Source organism: Streptococcus loxodontisalivarius, assembly GCF_016908645.1.
In the GTDB taxonomy this organism is placed as follows: domain Bacteria; phylum Bacillota; class Bacilli; order Lactobacillales; family Streptococcaceae; genus Streptococcus; species Streptococcus loxodontisalivarius.
Genome location: NZ_JAFBEH010000002.1, coordinates 19,192 through 43,712 on the forward strand (window position 1 = coordinate 19,192; position 24,521 = coordinate 43,712).

23 protein-coding genes and 4 tRNA genes are annotated in these 24,521 nt (G+C 39.1%); 18 read left to right on the forward strand and 9 right to left on the reverse strand.

Annotated features, from left to right (window positions below):
- Positions 1–39: 39 nt before the first annotated feature.
- Positions 40–813: a ParB/RepB/Spo0J family partition protein gene (locus JOC28_RS00840; RefSeq protein WP_205008756.1), complete on the reverse strand. Its 774-nt coding sequence runs from the start codon at positions 811–813 to the stop codon at positions 40–42.
- Positions 814–910: 97 nt separating this feature from the next.
- Complete coding sequence (locus JOC28_RS00845) at positions 911–2,158, reverse strand: trypsin-like peptidase domain-containing protein (RefSeq protein ID WP_205008757.1); 1,248 nt, start codon at positions 2,156–2,158, stop codon at positions 911–913.
- A 208-nt stretch (positions 2,159–2,366) separates the two neighbouring features.
- On the opposite strand from JOC28_RS00845, the gene rlmH reads away from it, so the two are divergent.
- A complete protein-coding gene (gene rlmH / locus JOC28_RS00850) occupies positions 2,367–2,846 on the forward strand; it encodes a 23S rRNA (pseudouridine(1915)-N(3))-methyltransferase RlmH (protein WP_205008758.1) in 480 nt (159 codons plus the stop codon).
- 84 nt (positions 2,847–2,930) lie between these two features.
- Positions 2,931–3,605 carry a YoaK family protein gene (locus JOC28_RS00855; protein ID WP_205008759.1) on the forward strand — a complete coding sequence of 225 codons (675 nt, stop codon included), beginning with the start codon at positions 2,931–2,933 and terminating at the stop codon, positions 3,603–3,605.
- Between the two features lie 35 nt (positions 3,606–3,640).
- Here JOC28_RS00855 and JOC28_RS00860 read toward each other — a convergent pair.
- Positions 3,641–3,714 (reverse strand) — tRNA-Arg (locus tag JOC28_RS00860).
- A gap of 147 nt (positions 3,715–3,861) precedes the next feature.
- Here JOC28_RS00860 and JOC28_RS00865 point away from each other — a divergent pair.
- From JOC28_RS00865 to JOC28_RS00875, 3 genes are all read left to right on the forward strand, one after another.
- Positions 3,862–3,933 (forward strand) — tRNA-Glu (locus JOC28_RS00865).
- A gap of 51 nt (positions 3,934–3,984) precedes the next feature.
- A tRNA-Glu gene (locus tag JOC28_RS00870) sits at positions 3,985–4,056 on the forward strand.
- Positions 4,057–4,107: 51 nt separating this feature from the next.
- Positions 4,108–4,179 (forward strand) — tRNA-Glu (locus JOC28_RS00875).
- 76 nt (positions 4,180–4,255) lie between these two features.
- On the opposite strand, the gene JOC28_RS00880 is transcribed toward JOC28_RS00875, so the two are convergent.
- The 3 genes from JOC28_RS00880 to JOC28_RS00890 form a co-directional block, all read right to left on the reverse strand.
- On the reverse strand, positions 4,256–6,835 hold the full coding sequence (locus JOC28_RS00880; RefSeq protein WP_205008760.1) for a YfhO family protein: 2,580 nt from the start codon (positions 6,833–6,835) through the stop codon (positions 4,256–4,258).
- Positions 6,836–6,892: 57 nt separating this feature from the next.
- Positions 6,893–8,515, reverse strand: coding sequence for an ATP-binding cassette domain-containing protein (locus JOC28_RS00885; protein WP_205008761.1), 1,623 nt, complete (start codon positions 8,513–8,515; stop codon positions 6,893–6,895).
- 69 nt (positions 8,516–8,584) lie between these two features.
- Positions 8,585–9,457, reverse strand: a complete 873-nt coding sequence (locus JOC28_RS00890) for a YitT family protein (protein ID WP_205008762.1) — start codon at positions 9,455–9,457, stop codon at positions 8,585–8,587.
- Positions 9,458–9,842: 385 nt separating this feature from the next.
- On the opposite strand from JOC28_RS00890, the gene JOC28_RS00895 reads away from it, so the two are divergent.
- From JOC28_RS00895 to JOC28_RS00910, 4 genes are all read left to right on the forward strand, one after another.
- Positions 9,843–10,421 (forward strand): GNAT family N-acetyltransferase, encoded by a 579-nt coding sequence (locus JOC28_RS00895; protein ID WP_205008763.1) that lies wholly within the window; start codon positions 9,843–9,845, stop codon positions 10,419–10,421.
- Complete coding sequence (gene trpS, locus JOC28_RS00900; protein WP_205008764.1) at positions 10,414–11,436, forward strand: tryptophan--tRNA ligase; 1,023 nt, start codon at positions 10,414–10,416, stop codon at positions 11,434–11,436. The genes JOC28_RS00895 and trpS overlap by 8 nt, the downstream gene beginning before the upstream one ends.
- A gap of 340 nt (positions 11,437–11,776) precedes the next feature.
- Entirely contained in the window at positions 11,777–13,258 is a 1,482-nt protein-coding gene (gene guaB, locus JOC28_RS00905) for an IMP dehydrogenase (protein ID WP_205008765.1), read from the forward strand.
- 91 nt (positions 13,259–13,349) lie between these two features.
- The gene (locus tag JOC28_RS00910) at positions 13,350–14,045 is read left to right on the forward strand and encodes a helix-turn-helix domain-containing protein (protein ID WP_205008766.1); all 696 of its coding nucleotides are present in this window, start codon (positions 13,350–13,352) and stop codon (positions 14,043–14,045) included.
- A gap of 33 nt (positions 14,046–14,078) precedes the next feature.
- Here the strand turns inward: JOC28_RS00910 and recF are convergent, their stop codons facing one another.
- Both recF and yaaA read right to left on the reverse strand, forming a co-directional pair.
- A complete protein-coding gene (gene recF, locus JOC28_RS00915) occupies positions 14,079–15,179 on the reverse strand; it encodes a DNA replication/repair protein RecF (RefSeq protein WP_205008767.1) in 1,101 nt (366 codons plus the stop codon).
- 2 nt (positions 15,180–15,181) lie between these two features.
- Entirely contained in the window at positions 15,182–15,568 is a 387-nt protein-coding gene (yaaA, locus tag JOC28_RS00920; protein WP_205008768.1) for a S4 domain-containing protein YaaA, read from the reverse strand.
- Between the two features lie 85 nt (positions 15,569–15,653).
- On the opposite strand from yaaA, the gene yfmF reads away from it, so the two are divergent.
- From yfmF to JOC28_RS00965, 9 genes are all read left to right on the forward strand, one after another.
- Complete coding sequence (yfmF, locus tag JOC28_RS00925) at positions 15,654–16,901, forward strand: EF-P 5-aminopentanol modification-associated protein YfmF (RefSeq protein WP_205008769.1); 1,248 nt, start codon at positions 15,654–15,656, stop codon at positions 16,899–16,901.
- Complete coding sequence (gene yfmH, locus JOC28_RS00930; protein WP_205008770.1) at positions 16,902–18,170, forward strand: EF-P 5-aminopentanol modification-associated protein YfmH; 1,269 nt, start codon at positions 16,902–16,904, stop codon at positions 18,168–18,170.
- 76 nt (positions 18,171–18,246) lie between these two features.
- Positions 18,247–19,101: a helix-turn-helix domain-containing protein gene (locus JOC28_RS00935; protein WP_205008771.1), complete on the forward strand. Its 855-nt coding sequence runs from the start codon at positions 18,247–18,249 to the stop codon at positions 19,099–19,101.
- Positions 19,102–19,111: 10 nt separating this feature from the next.
- A complete protein-coding gene (pgsA, locus tag JOC28_RS00940; RefSeq protein ID WP_205008772.1) occupies positions 19,112–19,654 on the forward strand; it encodes a CDP-diacylglycerol--glycerol-3-phosphate 3-phosphatidyltransferase in 543 nt (180 codons plus the stop codon).
- 6 nt (positions 19,655–19,660) lie between these two features.
- Entirely contained in the window at positions 19,661–20,491 is an 831-nt protein-coding gene (locus JOC28_RS00945; RefSeq protein WP_205008773.1) for an energy-coupling factor ABC transporter ATP-binding protein, read from the forward strand.
- A complete protein-coding gene (locus JOC28_RS00950; RefSeq protein ID WP_205008774.1) occupies positions 20,467–21,312 on the forward strand; it encodes an energy-coupling factor transporter ATPase in 846 nt (281 codons plus the stop codon). The genes JOC28_RS00945 and JOC28_RS00950 overlap by 25 nt, the downstream gene beginning before the upstream one ends.
- Positions 21,305–22,102, forward strand: coding sequence for a CbiQ family ECF transporter T component (locus JOC28_RS00955; protein ID WP_205008775.1), 798 nt, complete (start codon positions 21,305–21,307; stop codon positions 22,100–22,102). The genes JOC28_RS00950 and JOC28_RS00955 overlap by 8 nt, the downstream gene beginning before the upstream one ends.
- A gap of 136 nt (positions 22,103–22,238) precedes the next feature.
- The gene (gene apf, locus JOC28_RS00960; protein WP_205008776.1) at positions 22,239–22,820 is read left to right on the forward strand and encodes an aggregation-promoting factor; all 582 of its coding nucleotides are present in this window, start codon (positions 22,239–22,241) and stop codon (positions 22,818–22,820) included.
- A gap of 195 nt (positions 22,821–23,015) precedes the next feature.
- Positions 23,016–23,699, forward strand: coding sequence for a transglycosylase SLT domain-containing protein (locus JOC28_RS00965; RefSeq protein WP_205008777.1), 684 nt, complete (start codon positions 23,016–23,018; stop codon positions 23,697–23,699).
- A gap of 92 nt (positions 23,700–23,791) precedes the next feature.
- On the opposite strand, the gene JOC28_RS00970 is transcribed toward JOC28_RS00965, so the two are convergent.
- A complete protein-coding gene (locus tag JOC28_RS00970; RefSeq protein WP_205008778.1) occupies positions 23,792–24,421 on the reverse strand; it encodes an HAD hydrolase-like protein in 630 nt (209 codons plus the stop codon).
- Positions 24,422–24,521: the final 100 nt, after the last annotated feature.

Below are 24,521 nucleotides of genomic sequence, written 5' to 3' on the forward strand. Positions count from 1 at the left end.
TGTGGATAAGTTAGTTTTTAAAAAGACAATCTCCACAAGCTATAAAAGCTTGTTAATAAGTCTGTGGAAGTCTTCTTGATTGGAAAAGTTGATAGTTAGTTTCCCCTTGGCCTCCTTTGAATAGGTTAAGTCGACCTTTAAGCCTAGGGATTGGCTGAGCTGTTTTTCTTGTTCTTCGATGAAGATATTTTTCCTTTTTTTCTTGCTTCTTTTTTCTTTTTGCTCTTTTAGAGCTTTTTCTAGCTGATGAACGCTGAGTTTGTCGTTTGTAATCTTATGGAGCCAATTCATCTGCTCTTGATTTGAATCTAATGATAGAAGTAACCTCGCATGACCTTGACTGATTTGCCCTGCTTCAAGAGCTTCTTGTAGAGGGTAATCTAGATTGAGTAGGCGTAGGCTATTGCTGATATAAGGACGTGATTTTCCCATGGAACTAGCAATCTCTTCATGCGTCATCTGTGTTCTTTCAATCAGTTGTTTATAGGATTTAGCTTCCTCAATCGGATTCAAATCAGAACGTTGCAAATTCTCAATGATAGCCTGTCTCATACTGTCGCTATCAGTCATCTCCTTGATAAGGACATCTATCTCTTTTAGCCCAGCTAGTTTGGCAGCTCTTAATCGTCTTTCACCAGCAACCAACTCATATCCAAAGATGTCTGAAGGTCTAACAATGAGTGGCTGTATTAGACCATTCTCTGAGATAGATTGTGCCAGCTCTGCTATTTCTTGAGTGTTAAAATGAAGCCTGGGCTGAAAAGGATTAGGGCTGATGAGGTCTATTGGAACAGTTTTTAGTTGGTCGGTCATATATTCTCCCAAATCGTAATTCTTGGTTTGATTTTTAGGTAAGACAAAAGCCTTACAACTATTGTAAGGCTTCTTATCTGTGTCTGTCAATCAGAGCTTAGTTTGATTGAGAGAGATCGTCAGTTGTTTTTGTTAGTTTAATGGTTGCAGTCTTCTCTTCAGTTCCACGGTAGAAGGTTACTTTGATAGAATCACCTGTACTGTGACCATAGAGGATACTTTGAAGATCTGCTGTTGATGTTACTTCTGTATCGTCAATCTTAGTGATAACATCGTACTCTTTCAAGACGCCATCTGCTGGCATTCCTGATTGAACTGAGGCGACAACCACACCACTTGTAACACTTGATGGGATGTTCAATTGTGAGATAGCATTTGTTGAAAGATTGCTGAGGTCAGCCATTGAAATACCCAATGCTGGACGTGTTACAGAACCATTTTTCTCAAGCTGGTTGATGATTTTGACCACATCGTTTGATGGAATGGCAAAGCCCATACCTTCAACAGACTCGCTTGATGTTGAGCTTGCTGATGTAGATGAAATCTTACTTGAGTTGATACCGATAACCTGACCTTCGATATTGACAAGGGCACCACCAGAGTTACCAGGGTTGATAGCAGCGTCTGTCTGAATAGCATTTGTAGAAACCGTTTGACCACTGTCATTAGTCATTGTAACAGTACGGCTAAGACTTGAAACGATACCTTGCGTAACTGAGTTAGCATATTCTGTACCAAGTGGGCTACCAATAGCAATAGCAGTTTCACCGACAGTCAATTTATCTGAGTCAGCAAATTCTGCAACTGTAGTTACCTTGTCTGATGAAATTTTGACAACGGCGATATCTGAGTAAGTATCAGAACCGACTAGTTCACCGACAACCTTTGTTCCATCTGAAAGCATGATTTCAATCTGTTTGGCACCGTCGATAACGTGTGTATTGGTTACAACGTAAGCACTGTCACCATCTTTTTTATAGATGACCCCAGATCCTTCACTGTAAACAGATAGCTCATCATCAGAGCTACTGCTTGAGTCACTATTAGAATTCCCAAACATCTGTGAGTAGATATCACTTACAGAGCTTGAGGTTGATTGATAGTTGATAACAGAAACAACAGCATCCTCAACCTTCTGAACAGCTTCTGTTGTATCGTTGCTGTTAGAATAAGTTACCTTACTTGTTGTCGTCTGTGTTCCAGATCCGCTAACATTTAAAAGAGAAATGCCGCTGGCCTGAAGTATGATTAGTGCTCCCAAAACACCTCCAATAAGACCAACTAAAAGTAGTCCTAGAGGACGGATCCACTGCTTGAAGCGATTAGATAGATTAAATTTTTTCACTCGTCTTCCTCCTATTATTCTTTGACATCATAGATAATCTTACTTAAATATACCTTAAATTTGGAAAAAAAGAAAGTAATCCACAACTTGTGGAAAACTTTTTTCTTTCGGTGGAAATCCCCATAAATTAGGGCTTAATAGATGGGGATTAGGTTTTTAACATGTGGATAAGGTGTGAAAAAGCATGTGGATATGTTATAATGAAAGTATGAAAGTTACACTAATCACCGTAGGAAAGCTCAAAGAAAAGTATCTCAAAGATGGGATTGCCGAGTACAGCAAGCGATTAGGACGCTTTGCTAAATTGAACCATATCGAGCTAGCTGATGAAAAAACGCCAGACAATGCAAGTCAGGCAGAAAATCAAAAAATAATGGAAAAAGAGGGGCAACGTATCTTAGCTAAGATTGCAGAGCGCTCTTTTGTTGTTGTCCTTGCGATTGAAGGACAGGAATTGAGCTCTGAAAAGTTCAGTCAGCTAATTGATCAGGCTACTGTTAAGGGATTTTCAGAGATTACCTTTATTATCGGAGGGAGCTTAGGATTGGCTCCAGAGGTAAAGAAAAGGGCAGATATAATGGTTAGTTTTGGGAGACTAACCTTACCGCATCAGTTGATGCGATTGGTACTAGTAGAGCAGATTTACCGTGCCTTTATGATAAGACAAGGAAGTCCTTATCATAAATAAAAGACTCAAAGGATTCTGATAGTATCAGTTCCTTTGTTTCGTTTCTGGAACTAATGAAAAGATTGAAAAGGAGACCTAGGATTAATGACAAAGAAGAAAAATTATCGTATTTTTGAAGGATTAAGAATTGCTGTGCCACTTACTTTTATTAGTGGTTTTTTGAATGCCTTTACTTTTGTGACTCAAGGTGGACGCTTTGCAGGGGTACAGTCAGGTAATGTGATTTCTTGGGCTTACTATTTTGCTTTAAAGGATTACAGACAGGTTATTAATTTTACTGTTCCCATAGCTTTTTTTGCTTTAGGTCAGATTTTTACCTACTTGGCCAAACGTTGGTTTGATGAGACCCATCATTTTTGGCATTTAGGGTCTAGTTTAATTTTGACCCTTATCACTGTCATAGCAGCGCTTATTACTCCGTTTGTATCTGATTTTTATACCAATGCTCTGGTAGCTTTTGTTGCCTCTATACAGGTAGAGACCTTCCAAAAAATTCACGGTGCACCTTATGCCAGTGTTATGATGACAGGAAATGTTAAAAATGCAGCAAGGCTTTATTTCAAAGGAATTTATGAGAAAAATAAACAATTCCGAGAACAGGGGAGAAATATTTTTCTTATTATTGCTAGCTTTGCGACAGGAGTTTATATGTCAACACGCCTCTCTTATCACTTTGGAGAATACACTCTCTGGTTTGTTATAATTCCCTTACTCTGGGTGGATTATTTGCTTTGGCTAGAGAAAAAAAGTATAAACTAAAAGGTCAGGAAGCATGCTTCCTGACCTTTTATGAATGATCCCAGCAGGATTCGAACCTGCGACCGTTCGCTTAGAAGGCGAATGCTCTATCCAGCTGAGCTATGAGACCATTACTTTAAGTATTTTAACAGATAGACTAGGAAACTGTCAATAAAAAATCGGATAGTGTATTTTTAAAAATTTTTTCAACTTTTTAAGTCAAAGGACTAGACAAAATCAAATATTTTGATAGAATAGTAAGAGTCTTATGATTTATGGTCCGTTGGTCAAGGGGTTAAGACACCGCCTTTTCACGGCGGTAACACGGGTTCGAATCCCGTACGGACTATAACTTAAAAATAGAATAGTAATGACTAAACTAATTGAAAGTTACTTTCAAGGTCCGTTGGTCAAGGGGTTAAGACACCGCCTTTTCACGGCGGTAACACGGGTTCGAATCCCGTACGGACTATAACTGAAAATAGAAATAGTAATGACTAGACTCATTGGAAGTTAATTTCAAGGTCCGTTGGTCAAGGGGTTAAGACACCGCCTTTTCACGGCGGTAACACGGGTTCGAATCCCGTACGGACTATTAGTTAGAGAGCAGGTGCTCTCTTTTTTGTTGTATTTAGTTTTTTATAAAATAAGAGGTTGGCAAAAGCCAACCTCTATTTTTGTTTTCGTTTAATAAAGAATGTATAGATGCTAAAGAGTATCAGTCCAGAAAGTGACAGTAGTGCACCCTCTTTAAGACCATCTGGGATAAAAGTTAGGGTTACACTACCTTTGCCCGCCTCAACATCGATAGCCATAAAACCATTTTGAGCTTTTCTAACATTTAAGGTTTTACCATTTTGAGTCGCTGTCCAGCCCTTATCATAAGGAAGTGTAAAGAAGAGCGAAGCATCTTGATTTGTTTGGTAAGTTGCAGTGACTTGATTACCACTTGTTGTGACAGAAACCTCTTGATCATTTATTTGAGTCATTGCCTTTTCATAGCTATCTAGATTGAGAGCATAGAAATGAGGTTGATCAAAGGAAACTTGATTATTTCCAGCAAAACTGAGCGTAATTGTCACCGTCTCATCACTTGAAAACTGTCCAACATTGAAGAAAGTATAGGCATTGTCTGTTGTAAAGTTGCTTGTCACATCGTTGACAGTGATTTGAACATTCTCCTGAGAGCTATTTCCAAATGAGAGATTAGGAATGCTGACATAGACTTGAGAATTGGCGGGGATAGTCACCTGATATTCAGCTTTGAGACCGCCAGTCAAGCTATTAGTTAGGTTAACTCGATTATTGATTGAGGGAGTACTATTGAGCGCCTGACTCTCTAATCTTGTGAAGTAATCCTCATTGAGTCCTGTAAGTTGATTAACAAAACTTTCTTGATTATCAAGAGTGTTGACAGTGAAATTGACATCCTTGTAAACACCATTTGTTAGAATAGCCAGTTGGCTAGCGTATTGATTTTCATAAAGTGAGTAGTCATCTTGGCTAGCCAGTTTGGTAAAGCCAAATTTATGAGGATCTGAAGACGTTAGATTGTATTTGACGCCAAAAATACTATCCATGAGAATGGTATTGTTTTGATAGCGCAGATTAAGATTGGTGCCAGTTGACTTGTAGCCAAGTCTATCCAGAACGCTAGAGGAGTTGGTATTTCGAATGGATGAAAATTGGGAGATCCCATTGTAATTGTACTTCATGCTATCGTTACCAGTCTGAGGCTCTAGTCTCTCTGTTCTAAAGAAGGTTTGATTTTGAGCGTCAGCTATTTCCACCAGCTTCTCAAAAGCAGTTAAATGACTGTTGTAGCCTTCACGAGTTGGGAAGACCCATTCCTGATTGAGAGAAGAAATTTCATAGTAGGAATTGATGCTGGCTTCAAAGACTGTAAAGATAAGTGTAAAGCTAAGCATCAAAAGATAGGTCAACTGTTTTTTACTAAAACTGATAAAGATAATCGCATAGGCAGCTAGAAATGCTAGTGTAATAAGTACCTTATCAATACCTAGATAGTCATAATGACTTGGAAATGCTAGTGTCAAGAGAAAACCAATAAGTGGAATGCTGATACCAAATGCATAATGCTTCCAAGAAAACTCTACTAGGTGAGAAAGACTCTCAGCAGCAAGCAAGATAAGTAAGAAAGAGAAGAGCCAAGCATAGCGATGGAGGAACATATTTGGCGCATGCATGCCCTGCCAGAGAAGGTCCAGTGGTTGAAGATAGAAACTAGCAATCAAGATTGCAACAAGTAGGGCGTAAGCTAGACGTGTGTACCACTTAATAGAAGAAATGGTAAAGAAAATCAAGGCAAAAATCAGAGGGAGAAGACCAACGTAAATCATTGGAATAGCACCGAATTTTGTTGTATCGTAGCTTCCGACCATATTCTTGGCAAAGATATCTAAAAAGAAACTATCCTCGGTCAACCAACTTGTCCAGCTCGAAAAACTCTCTCCGTGAGTTGACAGGTCCAGATAAGATGGCAGAAGCATGATAGCAGCTGTTAGTCCTGAGCTGATTGACACTAGTGTAAAGTCAAGAGTCTTTCTGAAACGCTCTTTCCAAGTCTGTTGCCAAGCCAGTTTAACAAGGAAATATAGGGCTAAAAAGAGCGCAGCCATGTAACCAAAATAATAATTTAGGATGAGAAGAAGACTCAAACTAAGATAGTAAAGTAGAAAGCGTCTCGAAGTAAGAAGACGCTCCAATCCCAAGATGATAAGTGGGAAAATCATGAAGACATCAAGCCACATATTAATCTCAGTCTGACTAGTCGCAAAACTCATCAGGGCATAAGAAGTTGACAGGCTGAGGACTAGAATGGAGCTGAGTTTCGGTTGAAGGCGTCTGAGGCTAAAATAAGAGGTCAGTCCAATCAAAGCATACTTCAGCAGAGTTAAGAGATAGATTCCATCTGGCATGGATTGCAGGTCAAAGAAATAGACCAAAGGAGAGAGGAGAGACCCGAGATAGTAGCTGATAAGAGCATAGAAATTAAGCCCCAGCCCACTGGTAAAGGTGTAGAAGATACTATCACTACCGTGGAGAATATTGCGGAGCGTTTGAGCAAAAATGACATACTGATGAAAACCATCGCTGGCTAAAATGGTACGCTCAGAGCCCCAGCTGATGTTCTGAGATAAAAAGACCAGAAACATAATAACTAGGGGCAGGCAAAAACTGATGATATAAGGGGCTAGAAAACGGTAGCCTTTTAATTTTTGTTTAATCATAGGTATTTAGAAAAAGAAGAGGAAGGGAGTAGACCCTAGCCTCTTCGAAATAGTGTATTAGTCTTTCCAAAGTTCTTTAACTTTAGCTTGAACTTCTTCATTTTCAAGGAATTCATCGTAGGTTTCATCAATACGGTCGATTACGCCATTTTTAGAGATGACAACGATGTGGTTAGCAAGTGTTTGAATAAATTCGTGGTCGTGACTGGCAAAGATAATTGATTCTTTGAAATCTTTAAGACCGTCATTCAAGCTTGAGATAGATTCCAAGTCCAAGTGGTTAGTTGGGTCGTCGAGGACTAGAACGTTTGATTTCAAGAGCATGAGTTTAGACAGCATAACGCGGACTTTCTCTCCCCCTGACAAGACGTTGACAGACTTGTTAACCTCGTCACCTGAGAAGAGCATACGACCTAGGAAACCACGAAGGAAGGTATTATCGTCTTCTTCTTTAGCGGCAAATTGGCGAAGCCATTCAAGGATAGACTCTCCAGAAGCGAAGTCACGTGTGTTATCTTTTGGAAGGTATGAGCGGCTGGTTGTGACACCCCATTTGATGGTTCCTTCATATTCGATATCATCCATAAGTGCACGCATAAGAGCTGTTGTCTGAATATCGTTTTGTCCGATAAAGGCAGTTTTATCACCTGGACGGAGGATAAAGCTGATGTTATCAAGAACTTTCTCACCTTCGATTGTGACAGAGAGGTTTTCAACTGTTAGAAGGTCATTTCCCATCTCACGTTCTGCTTTGAAGTTGATGAATGGGTATTTACGACTTGATGGGACAATCTCTTCCAATTCAATCTTATCAAGCATTTTCTTACGAGAAGTGGCTTGTTTTGATTTTGAGGCATTGGCAGAGAAGCGGGCAACGAATTCTTGCAATTCTTTGATTTTTTCTTCTGCCTTAGCATTACGGTCAGCTTGCAAACGCGCAGCCAATTCTGATGATTGTTTCCAGAAATCGTAGTTACCAACGAAGAGTTTGATTTTACCAAAGTCAAGGTCAGCCATGTGCGTACATACTTTGTTCAAGAAGTGACGGTCATGGGATACAACGATAACAGTGTTTTCAAAGTCGATGAGGAAATCTTCCAACCAAGTGATTGATTGGATATCAAGACCGTTGGTTGGCTCGTCCAAAAGAAGAACATCTGGTTTACCAAAGAGAGCTTTGGCAAGAAGGACTTTAACCTTGTCCCCATTAGCCAATTCACTCATGTTTTGGTAGTGGAGGTCTTCTGGGATATTCAAATTTTGAAGCAATTGTGAAGCTTCACTCTCAGCTTCCCAACCACCAAGCTCAGCAAATTGACCTTCCAGCTCGGCAGCACGGACACCATCTTCATCAGAGAAATCCTCTTTCATGTAGATAGCGTCTTTTTCTTTCATGATGCTGTAAAGTTGCTCATTTCCCATGATAACAACATCGATAGCACGCTCTTCTTCATAGTCAAAGTGATTTTGGCGAAGAACAGACAAACGCTCATCTGGTCCAAGTGAGACATGTCCTGTTGAAGGTTCAATGTCTCCAGCAAGGATTTTTAGGAAGGTTGACTTACCAGCACCGTTGGCACCGATAAGACCGTAAGTATTTCCTGCTGTAAATTTGATGTTAACGTCATCAAAAAGTTTACGATCGCTAAAGCGAAGCGATACATCTGAAACTGTAAGCAATGTATTTACCTCTTATTATCTATAATATGCCCTTACATTTTACTAGAAAAAGCAAGATTTTTCAATGGATTACATTGGTAGAATCAAGTCTTGTTCGGCTAATTCATAGTGTTTAGTTAAGCTAAATCCACGCCCTCTGACATGAGATGCTGGTGTAATCACGATGAAAGCGATTGGGTCAATTTCCAAGATAGCTTTTTCAAAATGATAGACCTCACGTGAAGAAATGGTTGTCATCAGCATGGTTTTCTCTTGTCCAGTATATCCTCCTTGAATAGGAATCCGAGATACTCCTCGATCTAGTTGACTTGAGATATAGGATTGAATGGCTTGATTTTGAGGAGAAATAATCATCATATTACGAGCAGATGATGGACCAACCTCCATAAGATAGACAGTATAGGAAATGACTCCTAGGGCAATAATAGAATACATAACCGTATCGACATCAAAAGCAACAAATCCCATTGCTACGCTAAAGCCATCTGTTATTGCCATAGCAAGAGACAGTGATAGAGGCGAGTATTTATGAATAATCTGAGTAATAATTCCTGTGCCACCAGTTGAGGAATTTCCCCAGAAGACCAAACCGAGCCCAAAGCCAACTATAACTCCTCCAAAGAGAGCAGCGAGCAGTGGATTTTCAGTCAGATTCGGTAGACCCGCAGTCAATTTAATGGCGATTGGGTAAAACCAAGAACCAAACAGGGTTTTGAGAAAGGTATCTTTTCCCAGAAAAATAAGGCAAAGCAAAAGTAAGGGAATATTTGTAAATAGGAGGAAGGTTGAAGGATTCCAATCAAAGAGCTCCTGAAAGCTAACAGATAGACCCACCATGCCACCAGAAGCGATGTGATTATGTAGAAACATGCTATTAAAACCAATAGCTGCGCAGATTGAACCTAGACTAACGAGAAGGAGGTTCCAAAGTAATTTTGTCATACTAAAAACTCTTTTCTTTTTAAATAACCTTAACTATTAGATACAAAAATAACCAGAAGGTCAAGACATTTGATAGGAAAACTTGACAATTTTTCCTAAAAATTTTAGAATAAAAGCAATCAGAAGAGTAATTTTCCAGCTTTGGTTAAGAAAGTCAACGGTTGCTGCGAGTTGACCCAAAAAGGAAGACGAATGGACTGATGTTACACGTGAAACAAACACATAAGTTTCAGGTTTGGCACCCCTTACCGTGCAACCTTTTTGTTTGAAAAGGATAGAGATAGTGAGACAAGTTCTTACTAATTGAGGTGGTACCGCGTATCAGATTGATTTAACGCCCTCACGCTAGCTTTAGCGTGGGGATTTTTTATTTGAGGAGGAAAGCATGGAAAATATCTATCAGAAATTAGATAGGTGCCGTTTTATTGAAACAGATCGTCTACGTTTACGTCCAGTCACATTAGCAGATGCACATGCTATGTTCTCTTATGCTTCTGATGTGGAGAATGTTAGATGGACCTTTCCTGTCAACACTTCTTTGGATGAAACTAAGAATTTGATAGCAGCGATTTACTTAGCATCCCCTTTAGGTCGATGGGGAATTGAATTAAAAATAGGACATCAATTTATTGGGACCATTGATTTAATGGCTATTGATGAAACTCTTGGTAGAGCTAGAGTAGGTTATATCTTAGATAAACACTATTGGAATCAAGGCTATGCCACAGAAAGTTTAAGAGCAGTACTTAAAACTTTTTTTGAAGAGTTGAAGATGAATTGTTTAGAAGCTTGTCATGATAAGGAAAATCTAGCTTCTGGTAGAGTGATGCAAAAAGTAGGGATGTTATTCATCTCAGAAGAACCTTATTTTAAAACTAATCCTCAGAATGATAACCATTTAGCTACCGTTAAGCGTTATTTATTAACAAAAGATGACTATTTTAAAGGAGTAAAGTATGACTAAACCTATTATTTTAACCGGAGATCGTCCAACCGGAAAACTTCACCTTGGACACTATGTTGGTAGTTTGAAAAATCGTGTGATTTTACAAAATGAAGACAAGTACGACATGTTTGTCTTTTTAGCAGACCAACAAGCTCTGACAGACCATGCTAAGGAATCAGAACAGATTCGTGAATCCATTGGAAATGTTGCCTTGGATTATCTGTCAGTTGGACTTGATCCAAGCAAAGCGACGATTTTCATCCAAAGTCAAATTCCAGAGTTGGCTGAATTGACCATGTACTATATGAACCTTGTTTCAGTTGCTCGTTTGGAACGTAACCCAACAGTTAAAACAGAAATCGCTCAAAAAGGATTTGGAGAATCAATTCCATCAGGCTTCTTGGTTTATCCAGTTTCTCAGGCAGCTGATATCACAGCCTTTAAGGCTAATCTGGTTCCAGTTGGTAATGACCAAAAACCAATGATTGAGCAGACACGTGAGATTGTTCGTTCTTTCAATCACACTTACAAGACAGATTGCCTGGTTGAACCAGAGGGACTTTTCCCAGCTAATGAAGCAGCAGGTCGCCTGCCAGGTCTTGATGGTAATGCCAAAATGTCTAAATCGCTAGGTAATGGTATTTATCTTTCAGATGATGCAGATACTGTTCGTAAGAAAGTTATGAGCATGTACACTGACCCAAATCACATCCGTGTTGAAGATCCAGGTCAAATCGAAGGCAATATGGTTTTCCATTATCTTGATATCTTTGGTCAAGAAGAGGATAAGGCAGAGATTGAAGCGATGAAAGAGCACTACCAAAAAGGTGGTCTTGGTGATGTGAAGACCAAGCGCTATCTCCTAGAAATCCTAGAGCGTGAGTTGGCACCAATTCGTGAGCGTCGCCTTGAGTATGCTAAGGATATGGGTGAAGTCTTTGCCATGCTTGATCGTGGAAGCAAAGCTGCGCGTGAAGTTGCAGCAGCCACACTGTCAGAAGTAAAATCAGCTATGGGAATTAACTATTTCTAAAAAGAAAATCCATGTAAAGAGTGCTTAGGATGAAAATCCTGAGCCTCTTCTTTTTTTGTTTGAGCGAACAACTTTTTATCAATCTGTCTAGAAAAAACACTATTAAAATAGCAGAATTCTCAAAAAATTCATTAAATAAAATCTAGTAAATTCCGTATATTTAAGTATACGATGCATTGGAAGGTACGGGTTATATGCTGTAAAGTTTTCAGAAAACATTTTTATAATAGAAAATTGATAGAAATAATTGACAAATGAAATTAGAGTGATATGATATATAGAAATAAAAAATAAACTGGGTGTTTGTACACTTAAATTTGTAGAAAAGAGGATCTATTTAATGTCAAATTGGGACACTAAATTTTTGAAAAAAGGTTATACCTTTGATGACGTCTTACTTATTCCAGCAGAAAGCCATGTTCTACCAAATGATGTTAATATGCAAACAAAATTGGCTAAGAATTTGACATTGAATATCCCAATTATTACAGCAGCTATGGATACTGTTACAGACAGTAAAATGGCTATTGCTATTGCGCGTGCAGGTGGTCTTGGGGTTGTTCACAAAAACATGTCTATCGAACAACAAGCTGAGGAAATCCGCAAGGTAAAACGTTCAGAAAATGGTGTTATTATCGATCCATTCTTCTTGACTCCAGATCACAAGGTTGCTGAAGCAGAAGAATTGATGCAACGTTACCGTATCTCAGGTGTTCCAATCGTTGAAACACTTGAAAATCGTAAATTGGTTGGTATCATTACTAACCGTGATATGCGTTTTATCTCTGACTATGACAGTGCTATTTCTGGGCACATGACAAGCGAAGATTTGGTAACTGCACCGGTTGGAACTGATCTTGAGACAGCGGAGCAAATTCTCCACAAACACCGTATTGAAAAATTGCCATTGGTTGATGAAAATGGTCGTCTTGCAGGTCTTATCACAATCAAGGATATCGAAAAAGTTATCGAATTCCCCAATGCTGCTAAAGATGAATTTGGACGTCTCTTGGTTGCAGGTGCTGTAGGTGTTACATCAGACACATTCGATCGTGCAGAAGCCTTGTTTGAAGCAGGTGCAGATGCTATTGTTATCGATACAGCTCATGGACACTCAGCAGGAGTTCTTCGTAAAATTTCTGAGATTCGTGCTCACTTCCCAGATCGTACTTTGATTGCTGGTAACATTGCAACTGCAGAAGGCGCTCGCGCTCTTTATGAAGCAGGTGTTGATGTTGTTAAAGTGGGTATTGGACCAGGTTCAATCTGTACAACTCGTGTTGTTGCAGGTGTTGGTGTTCCTCAAGTCACAGCTATTTACGATGCAGCTAGCGTTGCTCGTGAATATGGTAAGACAATTATCGCCGATGGTGGTATCAAATACTCTGGTGATATTGTAAAAGCTCTTGCAGCTGGTGGTAATGCTGTTATGCTTGGATCAATGTTTGCTGGTACTGATGAAGCTCCAGGTGAAACAGAAATCTTCCAAGGACGTAAATACAAATCATACCGTGGTATGGGGTCAATCGCAGCTATGAAGAAAGGTTCAAGCGACCGTTACTTCCAAGGATCTGTCAATGAAGCTAACAAACTTGTTCCAGAAGGAATCGAAGGACGTGTGGCTTATAAAGGTTCAGCCGCAGATATCGTCTTCCAAATGATCGGTGGTATCCGTTCTGGTATGGGTTACTGTGGTGCTGGTACGCTTGAAGAACTTCGTGACAATGCACAATTTATTGAAATGTCTGGCGCTGGTTTGAAAGAAAGCCACCCACACGATGTTCAAATTACAAACGAAGCACCAAACTATTCAGTTCACTAAGAATTAATGAGATCTAGCACTAAAAATAGTGTTGGATCTTTTTGTTCACAGAGTTAGTTGCGAATTTGGAACAAAATGATATAATAAGATTATGACAAATTACGGATACGATTTTAAACAATTACGCGAATTAAAAGGCCTTAGTTTAGGTGCATTGGCAAAGGAAGCCAATTTATCAAAGTCGACCCTTTCTCGATTTGAAAATGGGGAAACCCAGCTAGCGCTGGATAAGTTCATGTCTGCACTAGCTAGCATAGAGATTAGCTTGGCAGATTTTGAGTATTTCCAAGAGCATCAGCAACTTCCACTGATAACAGAAGCTAGATCTCAAATACAGCCAACCAAGGAAAAGAAAGCAGTCAGTTCCTTAGCTATAAATTTGGCAAAAATAGATAGCTTTGTTAGCAAGTCTGATATGACAGGTCTATTGACTTATCAGCTAGGCTTGGCTGAGGAAGAGCAACTTCTGAAAATTTTGTGTAAGAAATACTTATCTGATCTTGGATTAGACATGCTCTTGCCAGAGGCAGATATCCAATATATTAGAGATTATTTTCAAAATAAGACGTTTAAGGAAATTGCAGAGCTAAGAATTTTTCTTTTATTTTCTGATATCTTGGAAAGTGGCTTTGAACTCAGTGAACAGGTTCTTTTAAATCTAGCTAAAGAAGATTTTAAGGCAGTTTTACAATTTTTATCAGATCAGTTGGAAGATGCCTTGGCTAAGGAAGATTTGTCAAGAGCTAAGCAAGTTTCTCATTATTTGACCTTACTTGTAAAGATTTAGATAGAAAATAGGCATGGAACATTTGTTCCATGCCTATTTCGTTTCTTCTTCTATTTGGCCTTGTGAGACTGAAAAAATTTTGATATTTTCTGGAATCTGTTTTAGATGGTCAAGGCTAGTAGTTGTCATAAAGGTCTGTACTTCCTCAGCGATAACACTTTCAAGAAGTTTTGACTGTCTATGATTATCAAGTTCACTCATGACATCATCAAGAAGTAGGATGGGATTATCACCTGTGACCTTCTTAATCAAGGCAATCTCGGACATTTTTAGTGATAAAATCAAACTCCTCTGCTGGCCCTGGCTGGCAAAGGAAGCATTCATACCGTTGATGAAAAAACTAATATCATCTCGGTGCGGACCAACACTAGTGTTTTTCTTGAAAATATCACGTTGATGATTTTTAGACAGTTGCTGGAGAAAAGCAGAGCGGATGTCAGACTTTTCCTTGAAGTTTACTGATGAGTCGTAGTGAATATTAAGATTTTCCAGTTCATTTGAAATCAGAAAATGGCGCTTGTCAGCCTCTTCTTCTAACTGTTTAATGAAATCAAAGCGTTGCTCCATGACACGGCTACCAAAATCAGCCAATTGCTCATCCAGAACAGCTAAAAAATCACGGTCAACTTTTTCGGCAGTTTTTAGATAGCTATTTCTCTGCTTCAGAACATGATTGTATTGAGAAAGATCAGAGAGATAGACAGGCTTGATTTGTCCCAGGTCGATGTCCAAGAATTTTCGACGTAGACTAGGTGCTCCTTTGACTAGCTGCAAGTCCTCTGGCGCAAAAAGAACAACAGTCATATTACCGATGTAGTCTGATAATTTCGCCTGCTTGAGATGGTTGACCTTGGTAATACGACCTTGGTCAGACAACTTGATTTCAAGCGGTAGCTTGCCATTACGACGTTGAAGAAGTCCAGAAATGTCAGCCTCTTTTTCAGAGAAATGAATGAGCTCCTTGTCTGAGCGAGTACGATGACTTCTCGTTAAAGAGAGAAAATAGATGGCTTCAAGAAAATTTGTCTTTCCCTGAGCATTTTGACCGAGAAAGACATTAAGCCCAGAAGAAAAGTCAGCCTTAGCTTCTAGGTAGTTTCGATAATTTTTGAGTTCAATTGATTGAATCCACATGATTATGTTCCTGGAAATCGGACAGGTTTACGTTTGTCTTTGTCAGCTTTCCCTTTAGCAGCTGGCTTGCTAACCTGTTTAGCTTTTTTATTGTCTTGATTCATCTTTTTGACAATAGCAGCTACGCGCTCTTTTTCAGCAAGATCAGTCGCTCTTTCAGCACGTTCTTCATCTGTTGGTTCAAGAATGGTAATCGTAATTTCTTGAGCAGGTAGGACAATGTTGTCTCCGATACGTAGTTTTTTACCACGGCGTTTTTCATCTTCTCCGTTGAAGAGAACAGTGTTTTCAGCTAGGAAGCTCTTGATAGCTCCGCCACTTTGGATAATGCGTAAGTCCTTCAAAAGGGCTTGTAGGGTAATATAGTCATCAAAAAGTTTGTATTCCATAGTTGTCTCCGTTTTGTGATTCAAGTAATTATAGCATAAACATGATATAATTTTAGCTAATAATAGTTTAGTTAAAGGAAAAAAGATGAAAATAGTTGAAGGCGTTGACCTCCATGTCTTGGCAAGTCGTCAATTTAAAACAAATCATATCAAAATTAGATTTTCAGGTCAAAAGCAGGAAGCTACTATCGCTCGTCGTGTTCTGGTAGCTCAAATGCTGGAAACAGCGACGGAACATTATCCCTCATCCAAGCAACTTAGAGAGAAATTAGCTGATATGTATGGAACCAGCTTGTCAACTTCTGTGTCAAGTAAGGCTTACTTACATTGTGTGGATATTGATATTTCCTTCATAAATGATAAGTTTTTGAGTAAAGGTGAGTCGCTATTAGACCAAGTTTTGGATTTGATAGAAGAGGTGCTTTACCATCCTCTGATTTCAGTTGAACGTTATCAAACCAAGGTTTTTGATGTGGAAAAACAAAACCTTATCAATGCTCTAGAAGCTGATAAGGAAGATCATTTTTATGCAGCTGATTTAGCTTTACAGCGACTTTACTATCAAGATGAGACGATTGCTATTTCTAAATATAGCAGAGCTGATTTAGTTGAAAAGGAAGATGCCTTTACAGCCTATCAAGAGTTTCAGTCCCTGCTAGCTAATGATAAAATCGATATCTTTGTTCTAGGTGATGTTGATGATTATAAACTGTTACAACGCCTGCACAAGCTTCCTTTTGAGGATCGTTACCAGTATCTTAGCCCTGCTTATTCCCAAGAAAAAACTAATCTGATTTTAGGAAAAATTGACCTTCAAGATGCAAATCAATCTATTCTAGAGTTAGGCTATCACCTTCCAATCTCCTATGAAGATTCAGATTATGCTGCTCTTTTGGTTTTTAATGGTTTATTAGGTGGCTTTGCCCATTCAAAACTTTTCCGCTATGTCCGAGAAGAAGCTGCTCTAGCTTATACTATTAGCAGTCGCTATGATATTTTTAGTAACTTTTTCAAGATTTACGCAGGTGTCAACAAAAAAGACCGAGATAAGGCACTTAGCTTAATCAACAAGCAACTTCGTGATATGAAATTAGGTCGTTTTAGTGATCGAGAAGTAAGGGAGACCAAGCAAATGTTGTTAAGCAGCATTAGATTATCGGAGGATAATCCACAATCATTAATTGAAAATGCTTATTACCGTACAGTATTTGGAAGTTCCTATCGTGACCTTGACAGATTGTTGACAGAACTTGACGAAGTTGACAAGAAAGCTGTCATGTCTGTTGCACGAAAATTAAGCTTGCAAGCTGTCTATTTTATGGAGGGAGATTAGATGACTTTAGAAGTAAGAGACTACACAAGATTTTCTGAAAAGCTTTATAGCGAATGCTTGAAGAATGGTCTGAAAGTCTACTATCTTCCTAAGACTGATTTTCAAGAAAGTTATGCTATTTTGAGTAGCAGATTTGGTTCGGTTGACACTCTCTTGACAGATGGTGGAAATGAGCCTAGCGGGATTGCACACTTTTTAGAGCATAAGCTATTTGAAGATGCTAGTGGAAAAGATGTTCTACTTGATTTTACGAAACTCGGTGCTGATGCGAATGCTTTTACAACCTATGATAGAACCTCTTATCTTGTATCGACAACTGTTAATTTTATGGAGAGCTTATCTCTACTGTTAGACTTTGTCTCTCAACCATACTTTAAAGAGGAGTCTGTCAATCGTGAGATTGGCATTATCGAGCAAGAAATCGAAATGTATGCTGATGATGCAGACTATCGTCTCTTTTTAGGCCTCCTGCAGACTCTCTATCCAGGCACAGCCTTGGCTGAGGATATTGCGGGAAGTGTCGAGGATATCAAAAATGTAACTCCAGAGATTTTGCAGTCCTACTATGATTATTTTTATAGACCTAGCAATCTCACATTGATAGTAGCGGGAAATTTTGACTTAGAGTCCGTAAGGAAGTTAGTTGACACTAAGTTTACAGGTGTTGACAAAGCTAATTCAGAGCTAAAAAGAGTTGAATTAAGTCTCAATCAACCAGATAAAGCAAAAAGTATTTCTATGGACGTTGCCATGCCTAAGTTGGCTGTTGGCTTTAGAGGGAAATCTATTCCTGAGCAAATGACAGCTTTGGAATACAAACTTGCTTTGAGGCTCTTTTTCACTCTTTTGTTTGGATGGACTTCTGAAACTTATCAGGACTGGTACGAATCTGGAAAGATTGATCAGGCATTCGATTTGGAATTTGAGGTAACAGAACGTTATCAGTTTGTTGTTGCCACCATGGATACTTGGGAGCCAATAGCCATGTCAAATCGTATCAAGCAAACAGTTCAGCAATTTGCGAAAAATAGCGATTTCTCGGTAGAACACTTGGAACGTATTAAACGTGATTATTATGGTGAGTTTTTGAGAGGTCTAGATTCAATCGATAGCATTGTCAGTCAATTGATTATGAATCCCTTGGAGGGAGAGACTTATCTTGATTTGCCCGACTATCTTGATAAGATTGACTTGAAAAAAATCAAACAAGTTGCTAGTCATTTTATCAAGCAAATGGATGTGGCAAATTTTACAATTTTTCCCAAGTAATTGAGGAAAAAAAACTTAAAATTTGATATAATATTCTGTAATTGTACACAGATTAAAAAACACAGAAGGGATAGAAATGAATACGAGTATCGGTCATATTTTAAGACAGGCTAGAATTGCAAAAAAAATGACTTTGGAAGATGTAGAGGAGGTAACATCAATTGAGACACCTTACCTACTTGCCATCGAATTGGATAACTATTCTGCCTTACCTGAAGACATCCTCCCTTCTGAATACGTTACTCGCTACGCCGATGCAGTTGGCGTGAAAGAGTCGGATTTGAAGCGTGTGAGGTCTGAGCAAGACAAGCTTGACAATCCTAAAGTTGAGTTACCAAATGAACACTATCGTCGTGCTAAGGGACATCAGTCAGTTAGAAGCTATCGTCGTCAGAAAGTGTACTTTTTGCCACTTCTTTACATTAGTTTGGTAGCTTTGGCTATTTTGGTCTTCATTGGCTATATTGTTACTAAGCAACTGGAGTTTGAGTCACAGTCACAAACAGCTCAGAGCAGTTATACCGTAGTTAATAGCTCATCTTCAGAAACAGCAAGCTCAAGTTCAGAGGTAAGTAGTTCTTCTGAAGATTCGACAAAACCAAAATTAACTGTTCAAAAATCTTCAGATGGCTATAATTTGGCAGTTACTTTGACCAATCCATCATCAACTGGTATTCCGGTCATTGTATCTCTTTCTGGTGCTACTTCTAGTTGGTTTAGTGTTACAAACTCTGATTTAGATGATTCAGGAGTGACTCTTAACTCAAGTAGAACTAACTACACAGCAACCTTGACTGATGGAGCAACATCGTCAGTGATTACTCTAGGGGTTACTAAAGATGTCACAGTCTTTATTGATAATCAAGTAGTGGACCTTTCTTCATTGACAAGTGATGGGATCAGCTATATCACCCTTACTATTGAAGAATAGAGGATAAAAAATGACAAAAAAAGAAAATATTCCTAATCTCCTGACAATGCTGCGCATTATTATGATTCCAATTTTTTTGATTCTGACTTCAGTCTCAAATGATGGTATCTGGCTTTACACAGCAGCAGCGGTATTTGCAGTAGCTAGTTTGACGGACTATTTGGACGGTTATTTAGCACGTAAGTGGCATGTGGTCACCAATTTTGGTAAATTTGCAGATCCACTTGCGGATAAAATGTTGGTTATGAGTGCCTTTATCATGCTTGTTGGTCTTGGTTTGGCACCAGCTTGGGTATCAGCCTTGATCATTTGTCGTGAATTGGCTGTGACTGGATTACGTTTACTCTTGGTTGAGACTGGTGGGGAAGTTTTAGCAGCTTCTATGCCTGGTAAGATTAAGACTGCAACACAGATGCTTTCAGTTATTGCTCTACTTTGTGGTTTCCAAGTGCTTGGGACAATAATCCTCTATATCGCTCTTTTCTTTACAATTTACTCAGGCTATGATTATTTCAAAGGAGCTGGTTTCCTCTTTAAGGATACCTTCAAATAATTGTCTATGATTGAAGTAAGTGATTTAACATTTAGATATCAAGAAGAGCAAGAAAAGCCGACTCTGGATAAACTGTCGTTTCACGTGAAACAAGGTCAGTGGTTGTCTATCGTTGGTCACAATGGCTCTGGCAAGTCAACAACAGCTCGTCTCATTGATGGGCTTTTGGTGGCTGAATCAGGAAGTATTAGCATTGATGGTCAGATTCTGACAGAAGATAATGTTTGGGAGCTCCGCCATAAGATTGGAATGGTTTTTCAAAATCCAGATAATCAGTTTGTGGGAGCAACAGTGGAAGATGATATTGCTTTCGGTCTTGAAAACCAAGGTATTTCTCATGCAGAAATGACAGAACGTGTTCAAGAAGCACTTGATTTAGTTGGCATGTCTGACTTTAAAACCAGAGAGCCTGCAAGACTATCAGGTGGGCAGAAACAACGTGTCGCGATTGCAGGTGCCATTGCCATGAGACCCAAGCTCCTAATTTTTGATGAAGCGACCAGCATGCTTGATCCAGAAGGTCGTCGTGATTTACTTGAAACTATTCAGATGGTTAGAGATAAGTATGAAATGACAATCATTTCGATCACACATGATTTAGATGAAATAGCTCTTAGTGACAGCGTGCTTGTTTTGAAAGAGGGGCAGGTTGCTATGGAAGCTAGTCCAAATCAACTCTTTGCTTTAGGTGAAGAATTGACCAATTTGGGCTTAGATAGACCCTTTACCTCAAAACTACAACTAGCCTTACAGGATGCAGGCTGGGACCTACCAGCGGCTTATTATACAGAAAAAGAATTGGAAGACTACTTATGGGAATCACTCTCACAAATGTAAGTTATACCTATCAAGCAGGGACGCCCTTTGAAGGACGTGCCCTTTTTGACATCACTACCACTATTGAATCAGGCTCATATACAGCCTTTATTGGGCACACTGGTAGTGGTAAGTCAACAATCATGCAGCTCTTAAATGGGCTCAATCTACCGACATCTGGAACAGTTTTTGTTGATGACCAGTTTGAATTGACATCTGAGTCTAAGAATAAGGAAATTAAGCCCCTTCGTAAAAAGGTTGGCTTGGTATTTCAATTTCCAGAAAGTCAGATTTTTGATGAAACAGTCTTAAAAGATGTTGCTTTTGGTCCTCAGAACTTTGGAGTCAGCTCTGAAGAAGCGCAGGCTATTGCTAAAGAAAAGCTGAGACTGGTCGGTTTAGATGAGGCTTTGTTTGAAAAGAATCCTTTTGATCTCTCTGGGGGTCAGTTGAGACGTGTTGCTATTGCAGGGATTTTGGCGATGGAACCAGAGGTTCTTGTTCTAGATGAGCCCACAGCTGGCTTGGATCCAAAGGGACGTAAGGAGTTGATGTCTCTCTTCAAGCAATTGCATGAGACTGGTTTGACGATCGTACTAGTAACGCACTTGATGGATGATGTTGCAGATTATGCTGATGCTGTCAGAGTCCTCGAGAAAGGGCAGCTAGTTTTAGCAGGCAGTCCTAAAGATGTCTTTCAGCAGGTTGACTTTTTAGAAGAGAAGCAGCTAGGTGTCCCTAAGATCACTAAGTTGGCCTATGGACTCAAGCAAAAAGGTTATCCTTTTGAAAGTCTTCCTATTACTATAGAAGAATTTGTTAAGGAGGTTGGTCGTGGATAAACTTATTTTAGGACGTTATATTCCAGGAAATTCAATCATTCATCGACTAGATCCACGTAGCAAGCTCTTAGCCATGCTGATTTTCATTCTGATTATTTTCTGGGCCAATAACCTGATAACCAATCTTATCATGCTGATTTTTACGCTGGCAGTGGTGCTCCTGTCACGCATTTCACTTAGTTTCTTCTTTAATGGTCTTAAGCCTATGATAGGGATTATTCTCTTTACCACCCTTTTTCAGGTCTTTTTTACCAGTGGTGGTGAGACTTTATTTAGCTGGGGCTTTATCCAGGTGACTGATTATGGTTTGGGACAAGCTGCGCTGATTTTTATGCGTTTTGTCTTGATTATCTTTATTTCTACCTTATTAACCTTGACGACCATGCCCTTGAGTTTAGCTGACGCGGTTGAATCATTGCTAAAACCCTTGGAGGTTATTAAGGTACCAGCTCACGAAATCGGGCTCATGCTGTCGCTCAGTCTTCGATTTGTACCGACTTTGATGGATGATACCACACGTATTATGAATGCTCAGAGAGCGCGTGGTGTCGATTTTGGAGAAGGAAATCTTATTCAAAAGATCAAATCGATTATTCCAATACTGATTCCCCTCTTTGCATCAAGCTTTAAACGAGCAGATGCGCTAGCTATTGCCATGGAAGCAAGAGGATATCAAGGTGGTGATAGCCGTACAAAATACCGAAAACTTTCCTGGAAACGAGCAGATAGCCTTACGATTTTAATCTTAATTCTTTTGGGAATTTGTCTATTTTTCCTTAAAACAAGCTAAAACGCCTCTTTTGGAGGCGTTTTCTTCATCTTTTGTCAATCACATTGTAACAATTTTAATAAAAGACCAAAGCTGAGGTAACAATAAGGGGGTAAGATATAAACCATATCAAAAAGCAATAAGGAGCGTATTCAATATGCAAATCAAATCAATTTTAGAAAATAAATCAAAAACAATGAAAGCAGGTCTTTTGACTCTAGCAGCTGCAGCAAGCTTTATCTTGCCAGCAGCAGTAAATGCTGATTCATATACTGTTCAGTCAGGTGACACACTTTCAGCAATCGCAGCATCACACAATACTAGTGTTTCAGCTATTGCAAGTGAAAACAATATTTCAGATGTTAACACTTTGTCTGTTGGACAAGTCTTGTCAATCAATGGTTCAACTGATTCAACAGCCACTACAACAAGTACAACAGACTCAACATCTACTACAACGACATCAGGTGATACAGTATCTGTAACAACAGGTTCGTATACATCAACTTTGAGCGCAGCAGATTACGCTGCTAAGGAAGAAATCGCACAACGTGAATCATCAGGTAGCTACACTGCCACAAATGGACAATACTATGGTCGTTACCAATTGTCATTGTCATACTTGAACGGTGACACATCAGCTGAAAACCAAGAACGTACAGCAGATGCTTATGTAGCAAGTCGTTACGGTTCATGGTCAGCAGCTCTTGCCTTCTGGAATGCTAACAACTGGTATTAAGAAGCATCTGTGGATAAATCTTTAAAAATTATCATATTTGAAAAAACAAAAAGGGTTGAGTGTGTATAACTCCCCTTTTTTGCTTGATTTCAATGAATTCACAAAACCTTTGTAATATTTGTCATATATTCTCAATCAAGAAGTAATAAGAATTCGTTAAGATAAGTTGAAATATGAAATTGAGAGTGGTTAATTATGACTTATAGTAGAACAAACAAATTAAAGCGTCAGAAGAGAACAAAGCTAACCTTATTAGCTTTACCATTATTAGGATTAACAGCCTTCCTAACAGGAATGGCTGCAACGAATACTGATAATCTAGCAGATCAAACATCAAATACTGAATTTACAAAACTCACAAAAGCTAATGCTGAAGAAGTTACAGAGTTGACTTCAGAAACTAGTCTTCAAGCGTCAACGGAGACTAGTCAAGTAACTGAAGCGCCAGCTATTCAGGAAGAGGTTTCTGAAGCTACTACTATCGAAGAGCAAGTTTATGAAACAACTCAGGAGACAGTTGCTGCAACAGAAGAAACCTATACTGCCTACACAGAGTCTTCAGTAGCTCAAGCCGGCGCTCAAACGAGTCAGCAGGCTACAAGTTCAAGCTCAGCAACACTTGCAAACGGGAACACTGCTGGAGCTACAGGATCTTATGCGGCAGCACAAATGGCGGCGGCAACAGGTGTTTCTCAATCAACATGGGAATATATTATTGCGCGTGAGTCAAATGGGGACTCTTCAGCAACTAATGGTTCAGGGGCATCAGGTCTCTTCCAAACAATGCCAGGTTGGGGATCTACAGCGACAGTTGATGATCAAATTCAATCAGCTATCAATGCTTACAATGCTCAAGGTCTTTCGGCTTGGGGTTACTAATCAAAAAAGAACAAGTTGGGATAGTCCCTAACTTGTTCTTTTTATATTCTGATTTATGAAATTCAGTAATTGATAAGATATTAATTCTATGACTATTGAATTCTTACCTGCTTGATATCTTGAGGCTTATCAATCCAGAAATCTGGCTTAGCCTGATTTAGTTCGTCATAATTACCAAATCCCCAAGTTGCAGCAACTGTCTTAATCTTGTTTTCTTGACCTCCTATGATATCAAAAGACGTATCTCCAACAATAAACGAGTCACTAGACTCTAACTGATAATTCTCTAGACAAGCAGCAATAACATCCGCTTTTGAAAAACGATCAGGCAGGGCGCCGTAAATCGCTGTAAAGAAGTTGTCAATCTTAAGAATTTTCAGCATAAGCCTTGCCATAGGTTCGTTTTTGCTTGTTGTAACAAAGAGTCTACTACCATATTGAGATAGTTCTTGTAAAGATTCTTTGACACCATCGTAAAGCGAAACCTGGTAAACACCTTTAGTATTATAATACTCTCTAAAGGTAAGAATGGCTGACTCTATATCTTCTTTTGATTGGAAGTAGTTTGCGAAAGTTGTTTCTAGGGGTGGACCTATAAAACGGCGTAGTTGCTCATCATTCGGCTCTTCGAGACCAAGCTTTTTAAAGCAATAACGAAAAGCTGAAGTAATACCTGAACTTGAATCAACCAAAGTTCCATCTAAATCAAAGAGAATATTCATGCGACCTCCTTTGCAAACAACCTTGTCAATGTAGTTTACATATTAGTTGACAAGATAATGAAAAACCTTTATTAGCAACATGGTATGCTAATACTATGTT